Annotated in this window: 18 protein-coding genes; 12 read left to right on the top strand and 6 right to left on the bottom strand. The window is 75.4% G+C overall.

Annotated features, from left to right (window positions below; all coding sequences use genetic code 11):
* The first annotated feature begins 30 nt into the window (after window positions 1-30).
* From ppc to BLT76_RS16970, 4 genes are all read left to right on the top strand, one after another.
* Window positions 31-2,859 carry a phosphoenolpyruvate carboxylase gene (gene ppc, locus BLT76_RS16985; protein ID WP_211753027.1) on the top strand — a complete coding sequence of 943 codons (2,829 nt, stop codon included), beginning with the start codon at window positions 31-33 and terminating at the stop codon, window positions 2,857-2,859.
* Window positions 2,860-2,933: 74 nt separating this feature from the next.
* The gene (locus BLT76_RS16980) at window positions 2,934-5,393 is read left to right on the top strand and encodes an excinuclease ABC subunit UvrA (RefSeq protein WP_090858790.1); all 2,460 of its coding nucleotides are present in this window, start codon (window positions 2,934-2,936) and stop codon (window positions 5,391-5,393) included.
* A 28-nt stretch (window positions 5,394-5,421) separates the two neighbouring features.
* Window positions 5,422-6,444, top strand: coding sequence for an NADP-dependent oxidoreductase (locus BLT76_RS16975; protein ID WP_090858787.1), 1,023 nt, complete (start codon window positions 5,422-5,424; stop codon window positions 6,442-6,444).
* 194 nt (window positions 6,445-6,638) lie between these two features.
* On the top strand, window positions 6,639-7,892 hold the full coding sequence (locus tag BLT76_RS16970; protein WP_090858784.1) for an APC family permease: 1,254 nt from the start codon (window positions 6,639-6,641) through the stop codon (window positions 7,890-7,892).
* Here BLT76_RS16970 and BLT76_RS16965 read toward each other — a convergent pair whose 3' ends face one another.
* From BLT76_RS16965 to BLT76_RS16950, 4 genes are read right to left on the bottom strand one after another with little or no spacing between them, the layout of a single operon-like run.
* Entirely contained in the window at window positions 7,893-8,555 is a 663-nt protein-coding gene (locus BLT76_RS16965) for a nitroreductase family protein (protein ID WP_090858781.1), read from the bottom strand.
* Window positions 8,552-9,340: an ABC transporter ATP-binding protein gene (locus tag BLT76_RS16960; RefSeq protein WP_090858778.1), complete on the bottom strand. Its 789-nt coding sequence runs from the start codon at window positions 9,338-9,340 to the stop codon at window positions 8,552-8,554. Before BLT76_RS16960 ends, BLT76_RS16965 begins: the two co-directional genes overlap by 4 nt.
* A complete protein-coding gene (locus tag BLT76_RS16955; RefSeq protein WP_090858775.1) occupies window positions 9,337-10,323 on the bottom strand; it encodes a FecCD family ABC transporter permease in 987 nt (328 codons plus the stop codon). The genes BLT76_RS16960 and BLT76_RS16955 overlap by 4 nt, the downstream gene beginning before the upstream one ends.
* On the bottom strand, window positions 10,320-11,312 hold the full coding sequence (locus tag BLT76_RS16950; protein WP_090858772.1) for a FecCD family ABC transporter permease: 993 nt from the start codon (window positions 11,310-11,312) through the stop codon (window positions 10,320-10,322). Before BLT76_RS16950 ends, BLT76_RS16955 begins: the two co-directional genes overlap by 4 nt.
* 31 nt (window positions 11,313-11,343) lie before the next feature.
* Between BLT76_RS16950 and BLT76_RS16945 the strand changes: the two genes are divergently transcribed.
* The 7 genes from BLT76_RS16945 (at window position 11,344) to BLT76_RS16920 (ending at window position 17,458) form a co-directional block, all read left to right on the top strand.
* Window positions 11,344-12,300 carry an ABC transporter substrate-binding protein gene (locus BLT76_RS16945; RefSeq protein WP_170867109.1) on the top strand — a complete coding sequence of 319 codons (957 nt, stop codon included), beginning with the start codon at window positions 11,344-11,346 and terminating at the stop codon, window positions 12,298-12,300.
* A gap of 90 nt (window positions 12,301-12,390) precedes the next feature.
* Window positions 12,391-12,510, top strand: a complete 120-nt coding sequence (gene amiA / locus BLT76_RS26400) for a streptamidine family RiPP (RefSeq protein WP_244509448.1) — start codon at window positions 12,391-12,393, stop codon at window positions 12,508-12,510.
* A 65-nt stretch (window positions 12,511-12,575) separates the two neighbouring features.
* Window positions 12,576-13,271, top strand: a complete 696-nt coding sequence (locus tag BLT76_RS16940) for a hypothetical protein (RefSeq protein ID WP_090858766.1) — start codon at window positions 12,576-12,578, stop codon at window positions 13,269-13,271.
* The gene (locus BLT76_RS16935) at window positions 13,268-14,275 is read left to right on the top strand and encodes a CocE/NonD family hydrolase (RefSeq protein ID WP_090858764.1); all 1,008 of its coding nucleotides are present in this window, start codon (window positions 13,268-13,270) and stop codon (window positions 14,273-14,275) included. Before BLT76_RS16940 ends, BLT76_RS16935 begins: the two co-directional genes overlap by 4 nt.
* Window positions 14,272-15,603 carry a YcaO-like family protein gene (locus BLT76_RS16930; RefSeq protein ID WP_090858762.1) on the top strand — a complete coding sequence of 444 codons (1,332 nt, stop codon included), beginning with the start codon at window positions 14,272-14,274 and terminating at the stop codon, window positions 15,601-15,603. Before BLT76_RS16935 ends, BLT76_RS16930 begins: the two co-directional genes overlap by 4 nt.
* Window positions 15,600-16,865, top strand: a complete 1,266-nt coding sequence (locus BLT76_RS16925; RefSeq protein WP_170867108.1) for an MFS transporter — start codon at window positions 15,600-15,602, stop codon at window positions 16,863-16,865. Before BLT76_RS16930 ends, BLT76_RS16925 begins: the two co-directional genes overlap by 4 nt.
* Complete coding sequence (locus BLT76_RS16920) at window positions 16,862-17,458, top strand: HAD family acid phosphatase (protein WP_090858756.1); 597 nt, start codon at window positions 16,862-16,864, stop codon at window positions 17,456-17,458. The genes BLT76_RS16925 and BLT76_RS16920 overlap by 4 nt, the downstream gene beginning before the upstream one ends.
* A gap of 6 nt (window positions 17,459-17,464) precedes the next feature.
* On the opposite strand, the gene BLT76_RS26605 is transcribed toward BLT76_RS16920, so the two are convergent.
* Window positions 17,465-18,310, bottom strand: coding sequence for a LysR family transcriptional regulator (locus tag BLT76_RS26605; RefSeq protein ID WP_090859181.1), 846 nt, complete (start codon window positions 18,308-18,310; stop codon window positions 17,465-17,467).
* Between the two features lie 101 nt (window positions 18,311-18,411).
* Here BLT76_RS26605 and BLT76_RS16910 point away from each other — a divergent pair, with 101 nt between their 5' ends.
* Window positions 18,412-19,140: an SDR family NAD(P)-dependent oxidoreductase gene (locus BLT76_RS16910; protein WP_090858753.1), complete on the top strand. Its 729-nt coding sequence runs from the start codon at window positions 18,412-18,414 to the stop codon at window positions 19,138-19,140.
* Between the two features lie 10 nt (window positions 19,141-19,150).
* Here BLT76_RS16910 and BLT76_RS16905 read toward each other — a convergent pair.
* Window positions 19,151-20,242 (bottom strand): hypothetical protein (locus tag BLT76_RS16905; protein ID WP_211753025.1); only part of this gene is annotated, 1,092 nt, incomplete at its 5' end.

Here is a 20,242-nt window from a genome sequence, read left to right as displayed (position 1 = left end):
CCGGTGCGCGGACCCGGGAGACTGACCCCCGTGGCTGACGCGAGTACCCAGGACATGATCGACGCGGACCGGCGTGAGCCGGACGTCGCCCAGTTCGGGTCGGGGGTGTCCTCCGACGAGCAGCACACGGCGCTGCGCGCGTCGGTACGGCAGCTGACGACGCTGCTCGGGGAGGCCCTGAGTCGCCACGAGGGGCCGGAGCTGCTGGCCCTCGTCGAGCGGGTGCGGGTGCTCGCCCGGCAGGACGACGGGGAGCTGGTCGCGGTGCTGGGGTCGGTCGACGACGCCACGGCGGTCCAGCTCGCGCGGGCGTTCACGGCGTACTTCCAGCTGGTGAACGTGACCGAGCAGCTGCACCGGTGGCGCGAGGTGACCGGCCAGGCCGCCGGCCCTCTGACCCAGACGGTGGACCGGGTCGCGGCCGCGGTGGAGGCCGGCGAGCTCGACACGACGCTGGTGGCCGAGGTGCTGGGCAAGGTCGAGTACCGGCCGGTGTTCACCGCGCACCCGACCGAGGCATCGCGGCGCACGGTGCTGCGACTGCTGCGCAAGGTGGCCGAGACGGTGGCGCTGTTGGAGGACCGGTCGCGGCCCGCGTCCCAGCGGCCGCGCGACGAGCGCCGGCTGGCGGAGCTGGTCGACCTGGTCTGGCAGACCGACGAGCTCCGGGCGGTCCGGCCGGAGCCGGTCGACGAGGCGCGGACCGCGGTCTACTACCTCCGCTCGATCGCGGAGGACGTCGTCCCCGACCTGCTCGAGGAGCTGGACCGGCAGGTCGCCCGCCTGGGCCTCGAGCTGCCGGCCACGGCCCGCCCCCTGCGGTTCGGCACCTGGGCCGGCGGCGACCGCGACGGCAACCCCAACGTCACGCCCGCGGTCACCCTGGAGATCCTCCGCCTGCAGTTCCTCTCCGGTACGGCGGAGCTGGTCGGCCTCGTCGAGGAGGCGCTCACCGAGATGACGTCCTCGACCCGGGTGGTGCCGTGCAGCGAGGCGCTGCGCGAGTCGCTCGAGGTCGACGCCGCGGCGCTGCCGGTCACCTGGAGCACCATCCGCCGGCTGAACGCCGACGAGCCCTACCGGCTCAAGCTGAGCTTCGTGCGGGTCCGCCTGCAGCGCACCCGGGACCGGGTCGTCAACGGCACGCCGCACGAGCCGGGCCGCGACTACGCGTCGTTCGACGAGCTGGTCGCCGACCTGCAGCTGGTCCGCGACTCGATGCTCGCCCACGGCGACGACCTGACCGGCAACGGCACGGTGCTGCGGCTGCTGCGCACCGCCGTCGCGTTCGGCACCCAGCTGGCGACCATGGACGTGCGCGAGCACAGCGGCAAGCACCACGCGGCGCTGGCGGAGCTGTTCGACCGGCTCGGCGAGCTCGACGCGCCGTACGACGAGCTGGAGCGCCCCGAGCGGATCGCCCTGCTCTCGGCCGAGATGGGCTCGCGCCGCCCGCTGGCGGGCGCCGCGGTCAGCGGGCTCGGCGAGGCGGCGACCGCGTCGCTCGACCTGATGGGGACCATCCGCCAGGCGCTCGACCTGTACGGCGCGGACACCGTCGAGACCTACATCGTGTCGATGACCCACGACGTCGACGACCTGTTCGCGGCGGTCGTGCTGGCCCGTGAGGCCGGCCTGGTCGACCTCGGCTCGCCCGAGCAGCCGGCGACCGCGCGGATCGGCTTCGCCCCGCTGTTCGAGACCGTCGCGGAGCTCGAGCTCGCCGGGCCGCTGCTCGAGGCGCTGCTGGGCGACCCGTCGTACCGCCGGGTGGTGACCGCGCGCGGCGACGTGCAGGAGATCATGCTCGGCTACTCCGACTCCTCGAAGGACGCCGGCATCGCCGCCTCACAGTGGCAGATCCACCGCGCCCAGCGGGCCCTGCGCGACATCGCCGCCGCGCACGGCGTGACGCTGCGGCTCTTCCACGGCCGGGGCGGTTCCGTCGGCCGCGGCGGCGGCCCGACCGCCGAGGCGATCATGGCGCAGCCCAACGGCAGCCTGGTGGGCCCGATCAAGATCACCGAGCAAGGCGAGGTCATCTCCGACAAGTACTCCCTGCCCGGGCTCGGCCGCTGGAACCTGGAGGGTGCCCTCGCGGCGGTCATCGAGGCGACCCTGCTGCACCGCGACCAGCAGCTGCCGCCCGACGTCCTCGCCGACTGGGACGCCGCCATGGGTCAGGTGGCCGGCGCCGGTCAGGAGGCCTACCGCGCTCTGGTCCGCGACCCGGCGCTGCTGCCGTTCTTCGTGGAGGCCACCCCCGTCGACGCGCTCGGCTCGATGAACATCGGCTCCCGCCCGGCCAAGCGCCCCGGCGGCGCCGGCGGCCTCGACGACCTGCGCGCGATCCCGTGGGTCTTCGGCTGGACCCAGTCCCGGATCATCCTGCCCGGCTGGTACGGCGTCGGCTCCGGCCTGGCCGCCGCACGCGAGGCCGGTCGCGGCGAGTCGCTGCGCGAGATGTACGGATCGTGGGCGTTCTTCCGGACCTTCCTGTCCAACGTGCAGATGACGCTGGCCAAGACCGACCTCGACATCGCCGCGCGCTACGTCCGCGCGCTGGCCCCCGAGTCCGGGGCCGAGGTGTTCGCGGCCATCCGCGCGGAGCACGAGCGCACGGTGGCCGAGGTCCTGGAGGTCACCGGGCAGTCCGAGCTGCTCGAGCACGCGCCCGTGCTCCGCCGTACCCTCGACCTCCGCGACACCTACCTCGCTCCGCTGCACGCCCTGCAGGTCGCCCTGCTGGCCCGGGCCCGCGAGACCGGTGACGACATCGCCGACGCCAGTCCCGAGCTCCAGCGGGCGCTGCTGCTCACGATCAACGGCATCGCGGCCGGGCTGCGCAACACGGGCTGACCGGCCGCCGCTCCACGACCGGCGCAATTGCGCCGGTTGTGGGGCAGGCGGCGGCCGGGTACCTACCAGTCACGATGAGCTACCCCCTCGATGGCTACGTCCGTGTCCGTGGAGCCCGTGAGCACAACCTGAAGGACGTCGACGTCGACGTCCCGCGCAACGCGATCGTCGCGTTCACCGGGGTGTCCGGCTCCGGCAAGTCCTCGCTGGCCTTCGGCACGATCTACGCCGAGGCGCAGCGCCGGTACTTCGAGTCGGTGGCGCCGTACGCCCGACGGCTGCTCCAGCAGGTCGGGGCACCGCACGTCGACGAGATCACCGGTCTCCCGCCGGCCGTGGCCCTGCAGCAGCGGCGCGGCGCCCCGAGCTCCCGGTCGACGGTCGGCACCATCACGACGCTGTCCAACCTGGTGCGCATCCTCTACTCGCGGGCCGGCAGCTACCCGCCCGGCGCGGAGCACCTCGCCGCCGAGGCGTTCTCGCCCAACACGACCGCCGGGGCCTGCCCGGAGTGCCACGGCCTCGGCGTGACCCACGACGTGGCCGAGGACCTGCTGGTCCCGGACCCCGCGCTGAGCATCCGCGACGGCGCCATCGCGGCCTGGCCGGGCGCCTGGCAGGGCCACAACCTGCGCCGGATCGTGAAGAACCTCGGCATCGACGTCGACCGGCCGTGGCGCGAGCTCGCGGCGAAGGACCGACAGTGGCTGCTGTTCACCGACGAGCAGCCGTCGGTGCTGATCCGGCCGCAGGACAAGGATGGCGGGGGCGGGCGGGACTACCACGGCACGTTCCGCAGCGCCCGCAGCCACGTGCACCACGTGCTGGCCAGCTCGGCCAGCGCCGCCATGCGCGCCAAGATGCTGGCCTTCGTCCGCAGCACGCCCTGCCCGGTCTGCGACGGGACCGGCCTGCGCGTCGAGGCGTTGGCCGTCACCTTCGCGGGCGTGTCGATCGCCGCCCTCGGCGCCCTGCCGTTCACCGAGCTGGTCGAGCTGCTGCGGTCCTCGGCCACCGGGGACGAGGACGACGTCGCCGTCCGGATCAGCGCCGACCTGGTCGCCCGGATCGACCTGCTCCTCGACCTCGGTCTCGGCTACCTCTCCCTCGGCCGTACGTCGACCACCCTCTCGCCCGGCGAGGCGCAGCGGCTGCGGATCGCCACCCAGCTCCGCTCGGGACTCTTCGGCGTGGTCTACGTCCTGGACGAGCCGTCGGCCGGCCTCCATCCCGCCGACGCCGAGCCGCTGCTGGGCGTGCTCGACCAGCTCAAGGCCGCCGGCAACTCGCTCTTCGTCGTCGAGCACGACCTGGACGTCGTACGCCGGGCCGACTGGGTCGTCGACATCGGCCCGGCGGCCGGGGGAGGAGGCGGTCAGGTGCTCTGGTCCGGGCCGGTGGCCGGCCTGGAGGGCGTGCGGGAGTCGCCGACCAGCGACCACCTGTTCGGCCGTGCGGCGCGCTTCGAGCACGAGCTGCGCACGCCGAGCGCCTGGCTGCACCTGGGCGGGGTCACCCGCCACAACCTGCGCGACCTCTCGGTCGACCTGCCGCTGGGCGTGCTGACCGCCGTCACCGGCGTCTCCGGCTCGGGGAAGTCCACGCTGGTCTCGCAGGTGCTCGCCGAGGTGGTGCGCGCCGAGCTCGGACAGGCGCCGGAGCCGCCGGCCGACGAGGACGAGGACGAGGACTCCGGGCAGCCCGTGGAGATCGGCCGGGTCGTCGGAGCGGAGGCGTTCGACCGGGTCGTGGTCGTCGACCAGCGCCCCATCGGCCGCACGCCCCGCTCCAACCTGGCGACCTACACCGGCCTGTTCGACGCGGTGCGCAAGCTCTTCGCCGCCACGCCCGAGGCCCGGCAGCGCGGGTACGGCGTCGGCCGGTTCTCGTTCAACGTCGCCGGCGGTCGCTGCGAGACCTGCGACGGGGAGGGCTTCGTCTCCGTCGAACTGCTCTTCCTGCCCGGCACCTACGGTCCCTGCCCGACCTGCCATGGTGCCCGCTACAACGCCGAGACTCTCGAGGTGACCTACCGCGACCTCTCGGTCGCGGACGTGCTCGCCCTGTCGGTCGACGAGGCCGCGGCCCTCCTCGACGGCGCCGCCGCCGGGATCACCCGCAGCCTCGAGGCGCTGCGCGACGTCGGCCTCGGCTACCTCCGCCTGGGCCAGCCGGCCACCGAGCTCAGCGGAGGAGAGGCCCAGCGGATCAAGCTGGCCACCGAGCTGCAGCGGGCCCGGCGCGGCCACGCCCTCTACCTGCTCGACGAGCCCACGGCCGGCCTGCACCCGGCCGACATCGACCTGCTGCTGCGCCAGCTGCACGGCCTGGTCGACGCCGGCAGCACCGTGGTCCTGGTCGAGCACGACCTGCCGACCATCGCCACCGCGGACTGGCTGGTCGACCTCGGTCCCGGCGGCGGTGACGCGGGCGGGCGGGTGGTCGCCACCGGCACGCCGTACGACGTCGCGGCGGCCGGCGTCGGCGCGACCGCGCCGTACCTGGCCCGACGGCTGGGACTCGCGCCGCACTGACCCCGCCCGGTGGGGGAGTCTCGGCGCCATGGCCCTCACCAACCGTCAGATCGTCCTGCGTCGCCGCCCGCAGGGGCTGGTCGTTCCGGAGGACACCGAGCTGGTCAGCTCGCCCGCGCCGGAGCCCGCCGACGGCGAGGCGCTGGTCCGGATCACCTACGTCGGCGTGGACGCCGCGGCCCGGACCTGGCTGGACGACCAGCCGGGCTACCTGCCGCCGGTCCAGCTCGGCGAGGTGGTCCGCGCGGCCGGGATCGGGGAGGTGGTCGAGAGCCGATGCGACGCGTACGCCGTCGGCGACGTGGTCACGATGCTCTCCGGCTTCCAGGACTACACGATCGTCCGCGACGACCTGTTCTGCACGCCCGTGACGGGGATGGACGTCGTCGACCACCGGGCGGTCATGTCGGTCTACGGCCCGACGGGCGCGACGGCGTACTTCGGGATGCACGACGTCGGCCGGCCCCGCGCGGGCGAGACCGTCGTGGTGTCGGCGGCCGCCGGGGCCACCGGCTCGGTGGCGGGCCAGATCGCCAAGATCGCCGGCGCGCGGGTGGTCGGGATCGCCGGCGGCCCGGAGAAGTGCCGGACGGTGGTCGAGGAGTTCGGCTTCGACGCGTGCCTCGACTACCGGGCCGGTGACCTGGACGCCGCGCTCAAGGCGCACTGCCCGCGCGGCGTCGACGTCTACTTCGACAACGTCGGCGGCGACGTGCTGAACGCCGTCCTCGGTCGGCTGGCCGCGAACGCCCGGGTGGTGCTGTGCGGCGTGATCTCCAGCTACCTGACCGGCGAGCACCCGGGACCCGCCAACTACGTCAACCTGCTCGCGCGCACCGCCACCATGCAGGGCTTCAACGCCCTGAACGAGTGGCCCCGCTTCGACGAGGCCTTCGCGGCCCTGCGCGGCTGGGACGAGCAGGGCCTGCTGGTCCACCGCGAGACCGTGTACGACGGCCTCGAGTCCTGCGTCGACGCGCTCAACGGCATCTTCACCGGCGCCAACATCGGCAAGATGCTGGTCAAGGTCGCCGAGCCGACGCGCGACTGATCCGGGTCGGGTCGGGCACTCAGCTCCAGGTCACCGGGCTGTGGCCGGCCGCGACGGTCAGATCAGGAGCGCACCCAGGACGACACGGACACCACGAGACGGACTTCGCACGGCGCGAGCGTAGGTGGACCGCGGCCGGCGGGCGATCGGTTCCGGTGAACGCGCCGGAGGGCCTCGCCCTCTAGGCTTCCCGCGTGACGCCGCCGACCCTCGCCCGGCGGCTGGGGACCACGGACGCGGTGGTCGTCGGGCTGAGCGCGATGATCGGCGCCGGGATCTTCTCGGTGTTCGCGCCCGCGGCCGAGGCGGCCGGCGGCCGGGGCCTGCTGATCGGGTTGGTCGTCGCGGCGGTGGTCGCGACCTGCAACGCGGTCTCGACCGCGCAGCTGGCGGCGGCGTACCCCTCGTCGGGCGGCAGCTACGTCTACGGACGCGAGGTGCTCGGCGAGTGGTGGGGCTTCCTGGCGGGCTGGGCCTTCGTGGTCGGCAAGACCGCGTCCTGCGCGGCGATGGCGATGACCTTCGCGGCGTACGCCGTCCCGGGCTCGGCCTGGGTGATGCGCGGCGCGGCGGTCGCGGCGGTGCTGCTGCTGACGGCCGCCAACCTGCGCGGGGTGACGCGCACGGCGTCCGTGGCCCGGGTGCTGCTCGTCGTCACGCTGGTCGCGGTCGTCGGGACGACGATCGCGATCGCGCTCGGTGATCCCGCCTCGCCGGCCGAGCGCGATCTCGGGGCCGTGGACTGCGGGGCGCTCGGCGTCCTCCAGGCCGCGGGTCTGCTCTTCTTCGCGTTCGCCGGCTACGCCCGGATCGCCACCCTGGCCGAGGAGGTGCGCGAGCCGGCGACCCTTACCCGCGCCGTCCTGGTCGCCCTCGGCGTCGCCGTCGTCCTGTACGGCGCCGTCGCGGTCGTCGTGGTCCGCGCGCTCGGGGACGACCTCGCCCAGACCATCACCCCGCTGGCCGACGCGGCCGAGGCCGCGGGGGTCGGCTGGGCCGGACCGGTGATCCGCGTCGGCGCCGCCACCGCGTCCCTGGGCGCCCTGCTCGCGCTGCTCGCCGGGGTCGGCCGGACCTCCCTGGCCATGGCCCGCGAGCGTGACCTGCCCGGCTGGCTCGCGTCGATCAGCCCGCAGCACCGGGTGCCCGACCACGCCCAGCTGACCATCGCCGCGCTGGTCGTTGCGCTGGTGCTGGTCGCCGACCTGCGCCAGGCGATCGGCTTCTCGTCGTGCGGCGTCCTCGTCTACTACGCCGTGGCGAACCTGTCCGCCCTGCGCCAGCCGGCCGCCCAGCGCCGCTCGCCCCGGGCCGTCGCGGTCCTCGGGCTGGTCGGCTGCGTGGTCCTCGTGGCCACGCTGCCCACCGCGTCGCTGGTCGGCGGGGTCGTGGTCCTCGCCGTCGGGGTGATGGGCCGGGCCGTCCGGCTGCGCCGCGACGACCGCTGATCAACGCCGCCCGAGTGCGACCAGCACCGCCAGCAGCTCGCCCTCGGGCAGGACGAGCAGCTCCGACCAGGCGCGGTCGTCGTACCCCATGACCGGGCAGGCGGGCAGACCGAGCGCGGTGGCGACGAGCAGCAGGTTCTGCAGCGCGGCGCCGGCGTCGAGGTGCAGGGTCCGGTAGTGCCGGGGCGGGTAGCGGCGCAGCGTGCGCTCCACGTCGACGACCAGCGCCAGCCAGATCGGGGCGCGGGTGGCGAAGGGCGGCTGGTCGAGGGCGGCGGCGACGTAGGGCGTGGGGTCGCCCGCGCGCAGGACCGCGAGGTTCGGGACCGGGTGGCGCAGGTCGGCCCGGTGCACGCCCGGGGCCAGCTCGCCGGGTCCGCGGGCGACGACGTACGGCACGACCGACGGGAGGCCGCCGGCCCTCGGCGCCGTGCCGACGCCGAGGTGCAGCAGCGTGGCCAGGTCGGCGAGCGCCGGTTGCCCCGCCCCGAGGGAGTACGACGACCTCCGCGCCTCGAGCGCCTCCGCGAGCGTGCCGTCGACCCGGCCGGGAGCGGGCAGCCGCCGGGACCCGTCGACGCGCGGGGGGAGCAGCGCGGGGTCGGGCGTGCGGGGGACGGCGGTCGCGTTGAGGGCGTCGTGGACGGCCCGGACGAGCCTCATCGGGCCACGAAGAGCGGCCGGCCGGTGACCGGGTCGTCGACGACCAGCGCGTCGACGTCGAAGACGGACCGGAGGGTCCCGCTGGTGAGCACCTCCCGCGGGGTGCCGTCGGCGAGGACCCGGCCGTCGCGCAGTGCGACGACCCGGTCGGCGTGCCGGGCGGCCTGGTTGAGGTCGTGCAGGACCATCACCACGGTCAGGCCGTGGTCGTCGCGCAGGTGCTCGACCAGGCGCATCAGGTCGATCTGGTGCCGGACGTCGAGGTAGGTCGTGGGCTCGTCGAGGAGCAGCACGCCCGTCTCCTGGGCCAGGGTCATGGCGATCCAGGCACGCTGCCGCTCGCCCCCGGAGAGGGAGTCGAGCCGGCGGTCGGCGAGCGGGGTCAGGCCGGTCAGCTCTAGGGCCCGGCGCATCGCGCCGTCGTCGTGGCGACGGAGCATCGCCCAGGGGCCGAGCTGGGGGTAGCGGCCCTGCTCGACCAGCTCGCGCACCGTCGCCCCGGTCGGGACCACGGCGGTCTGGGGAAGGACCCCGAGCCGGCGGGCCACCTCGGTCGACGGCAGCCGATCGATCGGCCGGTCGTCGAGCAGCACCTCGCCGGCCTGCCGACGCAGCACCCGGGCCAGGGTCATCAGCAGCGTCGACTTCCCGGAGCCGTTCGGCCCGACCAGCGCGGTCACGGTCCGCGGCCGGACCTCCAGGGTGAGGTCGGCGACCACGACCCGGCGGGCGTGACCGGCCGAGAGTCCGCGGGCGGCCAGGACGGGGGGCTCGGTGGTGCTCATGCTCGGTTCTCCCGACGGACGAGGCTGGCGAGGACGGGGGCGCCGATCAGCGCCGTGACGGCACCGACCGGGACGCCGGAGACGTCGGTCGCGATCCCGGGCAGCTGCACCGACACGGAGAACGCGACGAGGTCGGCGAGGCTGAGCAGCAGGGCCCCCAGGACGGCGCTGACCGGGATGAGGACCCGGTGGTCGGCGCCGGCCAGGAGCCGGCCGACGTGTGGGGCGACCAGGCCGACGAAGGCGACTGCGCCGGCCGCGGCGATGGCGGCGGCGGCCCCGGCCACCGCGACCAGGAGTACGACGGCCAGCACCGGCCCGGTCCGCAGCCCCAGCCCGGTCGCGGCCGGCTCCCCGAGCACCCAGACGTTGAGCCGGCTCGCCAGCAGCCAGGCCGTGGGGAGCACGACGACCAGCCAGGGCCAGAGCAGCGTCCAGTCCTGCGGCGTGCGGGCGTTGAGCGAGCCGACCAGCCAGCGCAGGACCACCGAGATCGGGGCGGAGTCCACGACCAGCAGCAGCGAGGTGAGCGCGGCCAGGACGGCGCCGAGCAGGACCCCGGTGACGGCGAACGAGCGGCGGCCGACGACGTACAGCACGGCGCCGGTGGCCAGGGCGCCGCCGAGCGCCGCCGGGTAGGCGAGCGCGTGGCCGGGCCAGAGCACGAGCGTGCCGACCACCGCCAGTGCCGCGCCTGCGCCCACGCCGGTGGTCGCCGGCTCGGCCAGCGGGTTGCGGACCACGGCCTGGACCAGCACCCCGGACACCGCGAGCAGGGCCCCGGCGCCGAGGCCGACGAGCACCCGGGGGAGGCGGTAGTCCAGCACGATCAGCGCATACGCCGGCTCCGTCTCGCGTCCGGTCAGCACCCGCAGCACCGCGGGCGCCGGGACGTCCGAGCGCCCGAGGAACAGGTGGGCCAGGACCAGGGCCACCCCGGCGACGGGGGTGAGCAGGACGAGGGCGCTCAGCCGCCACCTCACGCCGGCACCGCCGTACGACGCGACAGCAGGACCAGGGCCGGGACGCCCACCAGCGTGGTGGCGATGCCGACGGGCAGCTCGACGGGGTAGAGCAGCAGCCGCGAGGCCAGGTCGGCGAGCGCGAGGAGCAGGCCGCCGAGGAGGACGGCGAGCGGGAGCACCCGGCGGGTGCTGACCGTGCCGAGCAGCCGACGGGCCAGGTGCGGGGCGAGCAGGGCCACGAACGCGACCGGACCGCAGACCGACGCGACCGCCGCGGCCAGCAGCGCGGCCACGCCGACGGCGGCGACCCGGGTGCGCGTCACCGGGACGCCGAGTCCGGCCGCCACGTCGTCGCCCAGGGTCAGCGCCTCGACCCGACGCCGCAGCAGCCAGGCGGCGCCGACGCCGGCGGCCACGAGGGGCGTGACGGTCTCCAGGTGCGGCCAGCCGCGAGCGGCCAGGCTGCCGAGCAGGTAGCGGAAGAGCACCACCACGTTGCCCTGGGTCCCGAGCCCGACCACGGCGACGACCAGCCCGCCGCACGCGGCGGAGACGGCCGCGCCCACCAGCGCCACGTGGGCGGGGTCGCGGGTGCGGCCGATGGCGAGCAGGACCAGGGCCCCGGCGACCACGGCCCCCGCGAGCGCCGCCCACGGCTGGACGACGAGCGGCACGCCGAGGCCCAGCACGACGATCGTCGCGACGACGACCGCGGCGCCCGAGGACACCCCCAGCAGCTCCGGGCCGGCGATCGGGTTGCGCAGGACGTCCTGGAGCAGCAGCCCGGCCGCGGCGAGGCCGGCCCCGGCCACCAGACCGAGCAGCGCGCGGGGGAGCCGGACCTCCCAGACGGGGACCCGCAGCGGGTGCGCCGGGTCGGTCAGCGCGGCCAGAGCGGTGGCCGGGCGTAGCCGCGGCTCGCCCAGGCAGAGCGCGGCCAGCACGCAGACCGCCAGCGCCGCGACGGCGAGTCCGGGGAGCTCGACGCGCTTGATAATGGTTATCATTTCGCCCTCATCGTCCACCACAGGAGAACCCATGCGCAATTCCCACCGCCGTGCCGCTCGGGCGGCGGCCGCCCTGCTTGCCCTCGCCCTCACCGCCTCCGTCGTCTCCGCCTGCGGCGACTCGGAGGCCGACGACGCCGAGGAGTCCCGGGGCGACGGGGCCGCGACGCAGCCCGTCGCGGTCACCGACGACACCGGCGTCGAGATCGCCCTCGACGAGCCGGTCGAGCGGATCGCCTGCCTCACGATGATCTGCGTCGACGCGCTGACCGAGGTCGGCATCACGCCGGTCGCCTACCGCGACGCCCTCGCCCTCGACGAGCGGTACGCCGGCCCCGACGCCGACATGCGCGAGATCACGGGCGGGTTCGGCGAGGAGAACGTCGAGGACGTCGCCCTGGCCACCCCCGACCTGGTGATCGGCCTGGCCGGCGCCCAGGACGGCCTCCGGCCCGCCGTGGAGCGGATCGCCCCGCTCTACCTCGTGGATCCGCGGTCGTGGCAGGGCTCGGTCGACTTCCTGCGGACCGTCGGCGACCTGACCGGCACGCGCGAGCGGGCCGACGAGCGCGCTGACGCCTTCACCGAGCGGGTGGAGGAGGCGGCGGCGGAGCGCAGCGAGCTCACGACCCTGTCCATGTACGGCGAGCCCGGGAGCCTGGGGGTCGACTCGGTCGAGACGCCCGTCGGCTCGCTGCTCGCCGAGGTCAGCGACTACCCCTGGCCGGCGGCGGCCGACCCGTTCGCCAGCATCGCGGTCGAGCAGATCGCGAAGGCCGACCCCGACCTGGTCTTCGCCCAGGCCTTCTCGGCCTCGGACGACACCGAGCCGCTGAGCGAGCGGCTGGCCTCCGACCCGGTCTGGGCCGGCATGACGGCCGCGCGCGAGGGGCGGGTGGTCGAGGTCGAGGCGCCGATGTGGGCCACCGGACGCGGCACGATCTCGCTCGGCCTGGTGCTCGACACGGTCGAGGCCGAGCTGGACTGAGATTGCTTATTGAGATTCATTCTCATCTCGAGATACGTTCTCGACGCGGTCCCGGACGGGGCCGCGTCCCCTCACCGAAGGAGCACCACCGTGAACGAGTTCTTCACCCCCGTCGCCCAGCGCGTCCAGCTGTCCACGCACAGCGCCGGCCACAGCAACGCGCTGGTCGAGAACCCGTTCGACGAGGTCGAGGCCACCGAGGCCGACTGATCCTCGGACCCACCGGCGGCCCCGTGCGTCCCGACGCACGGGGCCGCCCCCGAGAGCGGACACCCATGACCCCCCTCCAACGGACCTCCATCCGAACCTCCCGGCGGCTCAGACCCGGCGTCGAGCTGTACGCCGCAGCCGACGGCCACCTGCTCCGGGTCGGCGACACCCACCACCACGTCCACCTCGACGACGCCGCCGCTGCCGAGCTGCTCGACGCGCTCGCCGAGGGCGGCGACCCGGCCTCGGGCCCGGCCCGTGCGGCCCTGGAGGCCCTGGTCGCGGCCGGCCTGGTCGACGTACCGCCCGCGCGCCTGAGGGTCGACGGCGACGGTGTGCTCGCCGCCGCGCTCCGCGCCGCGCTGACCCGGATGGGCGCCGTCGTCGGGCCCGGCGGCGGCCGTGTCCTGGCCCGCGACGACGACGCGCTGCCCGCCGACGCGACCACCGCGTGCTGGGTCGTCGGCCACCGCGTCGTGCTCTCGCCGCCCGCGGTGCCGGCCCCTCAGGTCGCCGCCCGGCGCCGGGCCGCCACCCGGCACCGCGCGGCCGACCCCCGTACCGCCCCCGCCGCCGGGGCCCGCCGGGTCGCCGCCGCCGTACCGCTCCTGGGCGGCGCCGGGCTCGAGCTCGCCGCGGTCCAGGTCGCGGCCGAGCTGCTGCGCCCCGACCGGCCCGCCCACGAGGTGGTCGCCGTCGACCTGCGCGCCCTCACCGTCTCCCGGCACCCGGTCCTCCCGGTCCCGGCCGCGCCGCGGTGAGGTCCTCCCGAGGCACGGTCGCCGGACTCGCGACCTGGACCTGGCTGCCGGATCGGCCCCCGCGGGTCGTGCTCGTCGCCCGCACGCCGTACGGCGCCGCCGGGCACGCGGCCGAGGCCGCCGGCTGGACCGCCCACGGGATCGGGCTGGTGGTCCAGGACGTCCGCGGTCGGCACGCGTCGCTCGGCGAGTTCGTCCCGTACACCGAGGACCGCGGCGACGACGGACCGGCCCTGCTGACCTGGGTCCGGACCTGGGCGGACGCCCCGGTGGTGCTGCTCGGCACGTCGTACGGCGCCCACGCCGCGCTGGCCACCGCCGCCCACGTCCGGCCCGACGGGGTCGTGGTCGCGGTGCCCGCGCTCGGGCTCGGCGAGACCGCGCGCACCCGCGGCGGCGTGCTCCAGCTGGCCTCACGGATCGGCTGGTGGCTCGCCCACGACGTACGACGCCCCTGGGCAGAGGTCGTCGGGGCCCGCCGACGCGACGCCGAGCGGGCCGAGGAGGTGGCCCGGCTGGACTGCCCGCTGCTGGCGATCGGCGGCACCGACGACTTCTTCGCCCACGACACGGTCGACCTCGCGGCGGCCTGGGGCGGCCCGGCGGCCCTAGTGCTCGGGCCGTGGGACCACGGCCTGGCCGGCGCGCGCCGCGCGACCCGGATCCTGCGCTGGATCGACGCCGTCCTCGTCGGCGCGCCGCCGACGGACGCCGAGACGATCCACCGCGACGGCACCGTCGGCCACAACCGACCCGTCGCGGCCGCGGTCCGGGTCGACGGCCCCGACGACGCGCAGTGGTGCGTCTCGCTCGTCGCGGACGGCCGCGAGGTGGCGCACGGCGCCGCGGTCGGTCGCCTCGTCCCGCTCGGCCCGGTCGTGCTGACCCCTGCTGAGCGGGCCCGCCTCGAGGTCCGGATCGCCTCCGACGACTTCCCCCGCTACGCCCGGTCGCACCGGCCGCCCGCCCCCGTCCCCGACCACCACCTGGAGCTCACGACATGACGACCCTCCCCGTCGACCACCTCGTCGACCCCGAGTTCGGCCTGGTCACCGGCCTGCACCCGGTCGCCCGGCTCGACGGCCTGCCGCCGTCGTACGTCGGGCTGACCGCGGAGGTGGCCGACTCGCGCGTGCACGGCAACTGGCCCAGCGACCGGGTCTCGCTCGGCACCACCTTCGGCGACCCCGCGGGGGCGCGGATCGCCGCGATCGGCGAGGCGGTCGAGCGCTACTGCGGCAACCACGTCCCGGACGGGCTGCTGCGCGGGACCGCGCGGGAGCTCACCGCCGCCGGGCACCGGCTGCTCGGCCCCGACCACCTGCGCTTCTTCGCCGACTGGCAGCACGAGCGCGCCGGGTTCCCGTTCGCCCGGTTCACCGACGACGTCGAGATCGCCTGGGTCGCGGGGGAGGGCGACGACGGTCCGGTGCTGGTCCCGGCCTCCTGGGCGCACCTGAACTGGCGGACCGGCTCGCGGCGCGGCGACGCGTTCCTGCACCACGTGAACTACGCCGGGATCGCCACCGGCCAGGGCGTCGACGACGCCGTACGGCGGGGGCTGCTGGAACTCGTCGAGCGCGACGCCCTCTCGCTGTGGTGGCACCTCGACCTGCCGGCCGCCGGGATCGACCCGGACAGCGTGCCCGGCCTGCGCGAGCACCTGGCCGGGTCGCGGCTGGAGGTGCACCTGCTGGCGCTGCCCGCCTGGTTCGGCGTCCCGGTGGTCGCGGCGGTGGTGCACGACCCGGTGACGGGGATTGTGGCCGGCGGCTTCTCCGCCAAGCTCGACCCGGCCGAGACGGCGGTCAAGGCCACCCTGGAGGCGATCCACAGCTGGGTGTTCACCCAGGGCCTGCTCCAGGCCGACGGCTGGGTGTTCGAGGCGATCGGGGCCGGCATCCTCTCGGAGGGGCTCTACCTCCCGCACCGGCCCGACCGCGACTACCTGGCCGTCGCCGGGGAGCAGTGCTCGCGGGTGCGGGACCTCGGCGCCCAGGCCCAGGTCTGGCTGGATCCGGAGGTGCAGCGTCGGCTGCTGCCCCGGTTCACCGAGCCGCCGACCACGGTCGGCCTCGACGCGCTCCCGGCCGGGACCGAGCCCGGGCTGCGTGCCGCCCTCCGCGCGGCCGGCCACGAGGTGGTCGTCTGCGACCTGACCACGCCGGACGTCGCGCTCACCCCGCTGCGGGTGGTGCGGGTCTGCGCGCGAGGACTGGTCCCCAACGCGCCCGCGGCCTTCCCCTACTACGGGCTGCCGCGCTGGGCCGACGTCGCGGGCCGGCCGCCGACGCCGGAGTCCCTGCTCCTGCTGCCGCCGCCCAGCCTGTGAAGGGCGCCGCGGACGGAGCGCTCGCGGACCCGACGTACCGCCGCTACCTGGCCGCCCGCACGGTCGCCATGGCCGGGAACGCGCTGACCCTGGTCGCGCTGCCGGTGCTGGTCTACCGGCTCACCGGGAGCGCCACCCTTACCGCGCTGATCGCGGCGGCCGAGACCGCGCCGTACCTGGTGGTGGGGCTGCCCGCCGGTGCCCTCGTCGACCGCTGGCACCGCCGCCGGGTGCTGGTCGCGACGGGCGCCGCCAGCGGGCTCGCGCTGCTGAGCGTCCCGCTCGCCGACGCGCTGGGCGTGCTCGGCTTCCCCTACCTGCTGGGCGTCGCCACCGTCGTCTCCACGCTGTTCGTGTTCGCCGACGCGGCGACCTTCGGGGTCGTCCCGCAGATGGTCGGCCGCGACCGGGTGGCGTCGGCGACCTCGACCCTGGTGACCGTCGGGACGGCGATCGGGCTGGTCGGCCCCCTGGTCGGCGGGCTGCTGGTCACCACGCTCCCGCCGGCGCTCGTGCTCGGCCTCGACGGCCTGGCCTACCTGGCGGCCGCCGCGATCACGGCCCGGCTGCGCTGGCCGGGGAGCGAGACCGTCCCGGACGTCGTCCCGGGCCGGCGGCTGGGCGCCGAGGTCGCCGAGGGCCTGCGCTACCTGTGGGCGATGCCGGTGGTGCGGTGGCTGACCGTCCTCGGCGCCGGCAACAGCCTCGCCGGCGGGGCGGTGTCCGGGCTGCTCGTCGTGATCGGGGTCGAGCAGCTCGGCCTCGCCTCGGACTCGCCGGCCCTGGGCTGGCTGTTCGCCGCCGGGGCCGTCGGCACCTTCGTCGCCAGCCTCGCCCTCCCGCGCGTCCAGCGCCGCTTCGGCGTCGGGCTGATCACGACCTCCGGCTTCGCCGTCGGCCTGGTCACGCTGCTCACCCTGTCGCTGACCACGACGGTGCTGGCCGCGCTGCCGCTGCTCGCCGTGCTCAACTTCGCGATGACCACCCTGATCGTCAACGGCATCGTCGCCCGCCAGGTCGTCACGCCCGACCACCTGCAGTCGCGCGTCAACACCACCGCCCGGCTGATCGCCTGGGGTGGCAGCCCCCTCGGGGCCGCGCTCGGCGGGGTCGTCGCCGGCGCCGCCGGCACGGAGTGGGCGCTCCGCGTCGCCGCGGTCGGGCTGCTCGCGAGCCTGGTGGGCGCGCTGCTGGTCGGCGTCCCGCGGTTCCCGCGCCTGGACGCGCTGGAGTCGGGAGAGGCGCCTAGGGTGACGTCATGATCCGCCGCGTGCTCGTCCTGCTCACCTTCCTGGCCCTCGCGCTGACCTCCGCCGCCCCGGCGGGGGCGAGCGTGGCGGCCCCGGACGGGACGGGTGCCGAGCGGGCCGCCGGCCTGCCGAGCAAGGCCACCTGGCTGCGCGACGTGGACCGGTCGTTGAGCGGCTCGCGCGGCTTCCTCCGTCGCCGGGCCGCGGCCGCGAAGCCCGGCGAGCGGCTGGCCGTCGTCCTCGACATCGACAACACCTCGATCGCCAGCCACTACGCCTGGCCGCGGCCGGTCAAGCGGACGCGGGCGTTCGCCCGCCGCGCGGCCGCCCTCGGGATGACCGTCCACTTCGCCACGGGCCGCACCCGGGCTCAGCTGGAGGGCGTCCCGGAGGTGCTGCGCGAGGCCGGCTACCGCTACCGCGGCATCTGCGTGCGCCGCAGTCCCTCGGAGCCGCTCCAGGCGTCCAAGCTGCGCTGCCGCAAGGCCCTCGAGCGCCGGGGCTTCACGATCGTGGCCTCGGTCGGCAACCGACTCACCGACCTTCAGGGCGGGCACACCGGTCGCCGGTTCAAGCTGCCGGACTACGGCGGCCGGCTCAGCTGAGCCCGCTCACAACCGCCCGGCGGTCCGCACCAGGCCGGCCACCCCGGTCGAGGTGCTGTGCGGCGGCCAGGCGATGACCGTCGTGACCCGCGGCGCGTCCGCGATCGGGAGGACGACCAACCCGTCGCGCAGGTTGGCCTGCGCCGACTCGGGCAGCACCATCGCCGCGCGTCCGAGCCGGACCAGCTGCAGCACCTGGGTCAGGTCGCGCAGCTCGGGGCCGGGCCCGTCGGGGTAGCTGCCGTCGAGGTTGGGCCAGCGGGGGAGCGGCAGGTCCGGGATCGAGGTCGCCTCCGCGAGCGTCATCGAGGACCGGCGGCTCGCCGGGTGCCCGCCCGGCAGGATCAGCACCTGGTCCTCGACCAGCAGCGGGTCGACGTCGAAGCCGCTGGTGTCGTCGAATGGCCGGTGCAGGATGGCGACGTCGGCGCGCCCGTCGCGCAACATCGGCGCCTGGTGCCCGGGCGGGCTCAGCAGCACCTCGACGTCGACCGCGTCCGGCTCGGCGGCGTAGGCGTCGAGCAGCTTGGCCATCAGCTCGCTGGACGCGCCGGCCTTGGCCGTGAGCACCACCGACGCCCGCCCCGCCGCCGCGACGGTACGGCGGGTCCGCCGCTCGGCCGCCTCGACCGCGGCGAGTGCCACCCGGCCCTCGCGCAGCAGCGTCTCGCCGGCGCTGGTCAGGGTCACGCCGCGCGGCGTACGGACGAAGAGGTCAGCGCCGAGGCGTCGCTCCAGCTGGGCGATCGCCCGGGACAGCGGCGGCTGCGCCATGCCGAGCCGCTCGGCCGCCCGGCTGACGTGGGCCTCCTCGGCGACGGCGACGAAGTAGCGCAGCTCGCGGGTCTCCACCACCCCGACGCTACCCCTCACCTGGTGTCATACCGGCGCGGTATGCGTCGCGACCCAGTCGGTCTTGGTGCGCGGCCGGGTGCCGCGGACACGATCGAGGCATGACGGAGAACGACAAGAGGACCGCGCTGGTCACCGGCGCCAACAAGGGCATCGGCTACGAGATCGCGGCGGGCCTGTCCCGCCTCGGCTTCCGGGTGGGCGTGGGCGCCCGGGACGCCGGCCGCCGTGACGATGCGGTGGCGAAGCTGCGGGCCGAGGGCCACGACGTGTTCGGCGTACCGCTGGACGTCACGGACGACGTGAGCGTGGCGGCCGCCGCGGCGCTGCTGGAGGAGGAGGGCGGGCTGGACGTCCTGGTCAACAACGCCGCCATCACCGGCGGGATGCCGCAGGAGCCGACCCGGGTCAGTGCCGACCAGGTCCGCGAGGTCGTCGACACCAACGTCATCGGCGTCATCCGGGTCACCAACGCGGTGCTCCCGCTGCTGCGGCGGGCGGCGTCGCCGCGGATCGTCAACGTCTCGAGCACCGTCGGCTCGCTCACCCTGCAGACCGCCCAGGCAGAGCCGTACGGCCCGCTCTCGGCGGCGTACTCGCCGACCAAGTCCTACCTCAACGCGATCACGATCCAGTACGCGAAGGAGCTCGCCGACGAGGGCGTGCTGGTGAACGCCGGCTGCCCCGGCTACGTCGCGACCGACCTCAACGGCCACCAGGGCCTCCGGACCCCGGAGCAGGGTGCGGCGATCTTCCTGGAGCTCGCGACGCTGCCCGACGGGGGACCGACCGGCACCTTCCGAGACGAGACGGGCGTCCAGCCCTGGTGAGTGCTCCACGTCAGAGAGGGTGGGTGCCGGTGGGGTCGACGCGGCGTCTCAGTCCGTGAGGGGTGGTCCATTCGAAGGTGGTCCGGCCTGTTTGTTCGACGGTGTAGCCGGCGTGGGTCTTGGCCCGGTGGTGTCGTCGGGTGAGGGGTGCGGCGGCGTGGTCGCCGGTCTGTCCGGGTGGTCCACCGGAGTCTGGGTCCAGGTATGGCGTCGGGTGATCCAGATCGACCCGCCTCGTGACGGACGTGGAGTGCGGGAACGCATCGGCCGGAATCAGGATCGCGGTCCGCTCCCGGACGATGGTGGGGTGCTCGTAGCGGTCCACGGCGATGGTCTCCGACAGATCCAGCACGGGTCGCAACGTCACGTTCGCGTGGGCGAGGAGGAGTCGGACCTGGTCCAGGACCAGCGGCCCCAGCTCCTCGACTCGGGCGACGCCGACGCCGGTGTCGAGGGCGGCCTGGTGGAGGTGGACGTGCAGCACCGCTGACGGCTTCCGCGTCTTGCTGGCCTGTTCGTCGTCCTGCTGGTCGAGGAACTGGAGGAGTGCGGCGAGGTCGTGGGGTCGGGCCAGCCAGCCCAGCGCGATGGCGCGGAGCTCGGCCTTGGTGACGTCCTCGGGCAGGTCGGGGTGATGAGCCTGACGTAGGTCGGCGTCATCGTGGAGGAGGTCGGCGACCCGGTCGACGGTCGCGTCGACCCAGGCGGCGTCGCCGGCTTCGAGGCGGGCGAACAGCATCCGCAGCCCGGTGTCGTCGGTCGGGGACAGCACGACGGTGCGGGTGCGGCGTTGTTCTTCGATGCGGGCGGTGTGGGCGGCGGTGTCGGTTTCGATGATCTTGGCCTCGACGATGCGGAGCACCCGCCCGGGCGCACACCCGCCGATCGCCCGGGCTACGGCCTCGTCCACCAGCGCGACCTGGTCGAACGACAGCTTGCGGGTCATGGACGCGACCCGGCACGCGACCCACGCCTCGCAGGCGAGGGTCTGGACGATGGCCCACGTTTGGGGGAGGCGGTGGCGCAGGTCGAGGGCGTCGGCCATCACTGCGCGGGTGGAGAGGAGGTGGGTGTGGCGGGCGATGGCGAGCTCGCCGAGGCA

This window comes from Nocardioides lianchengensis, from assembly GCF_900101465.1.
Lineage (GTDB): Bacteria > Actinomycetota > Actinomycetes > Propionibacteriales > Nocardioidaceae > Nocardioides > Nocardioides lianchengensis.
The sequence above is the reverse complement of the archived record's forward strand: the minus strand, read 5'-3'. Positions and strand labels throughout refer to the sequence as shown.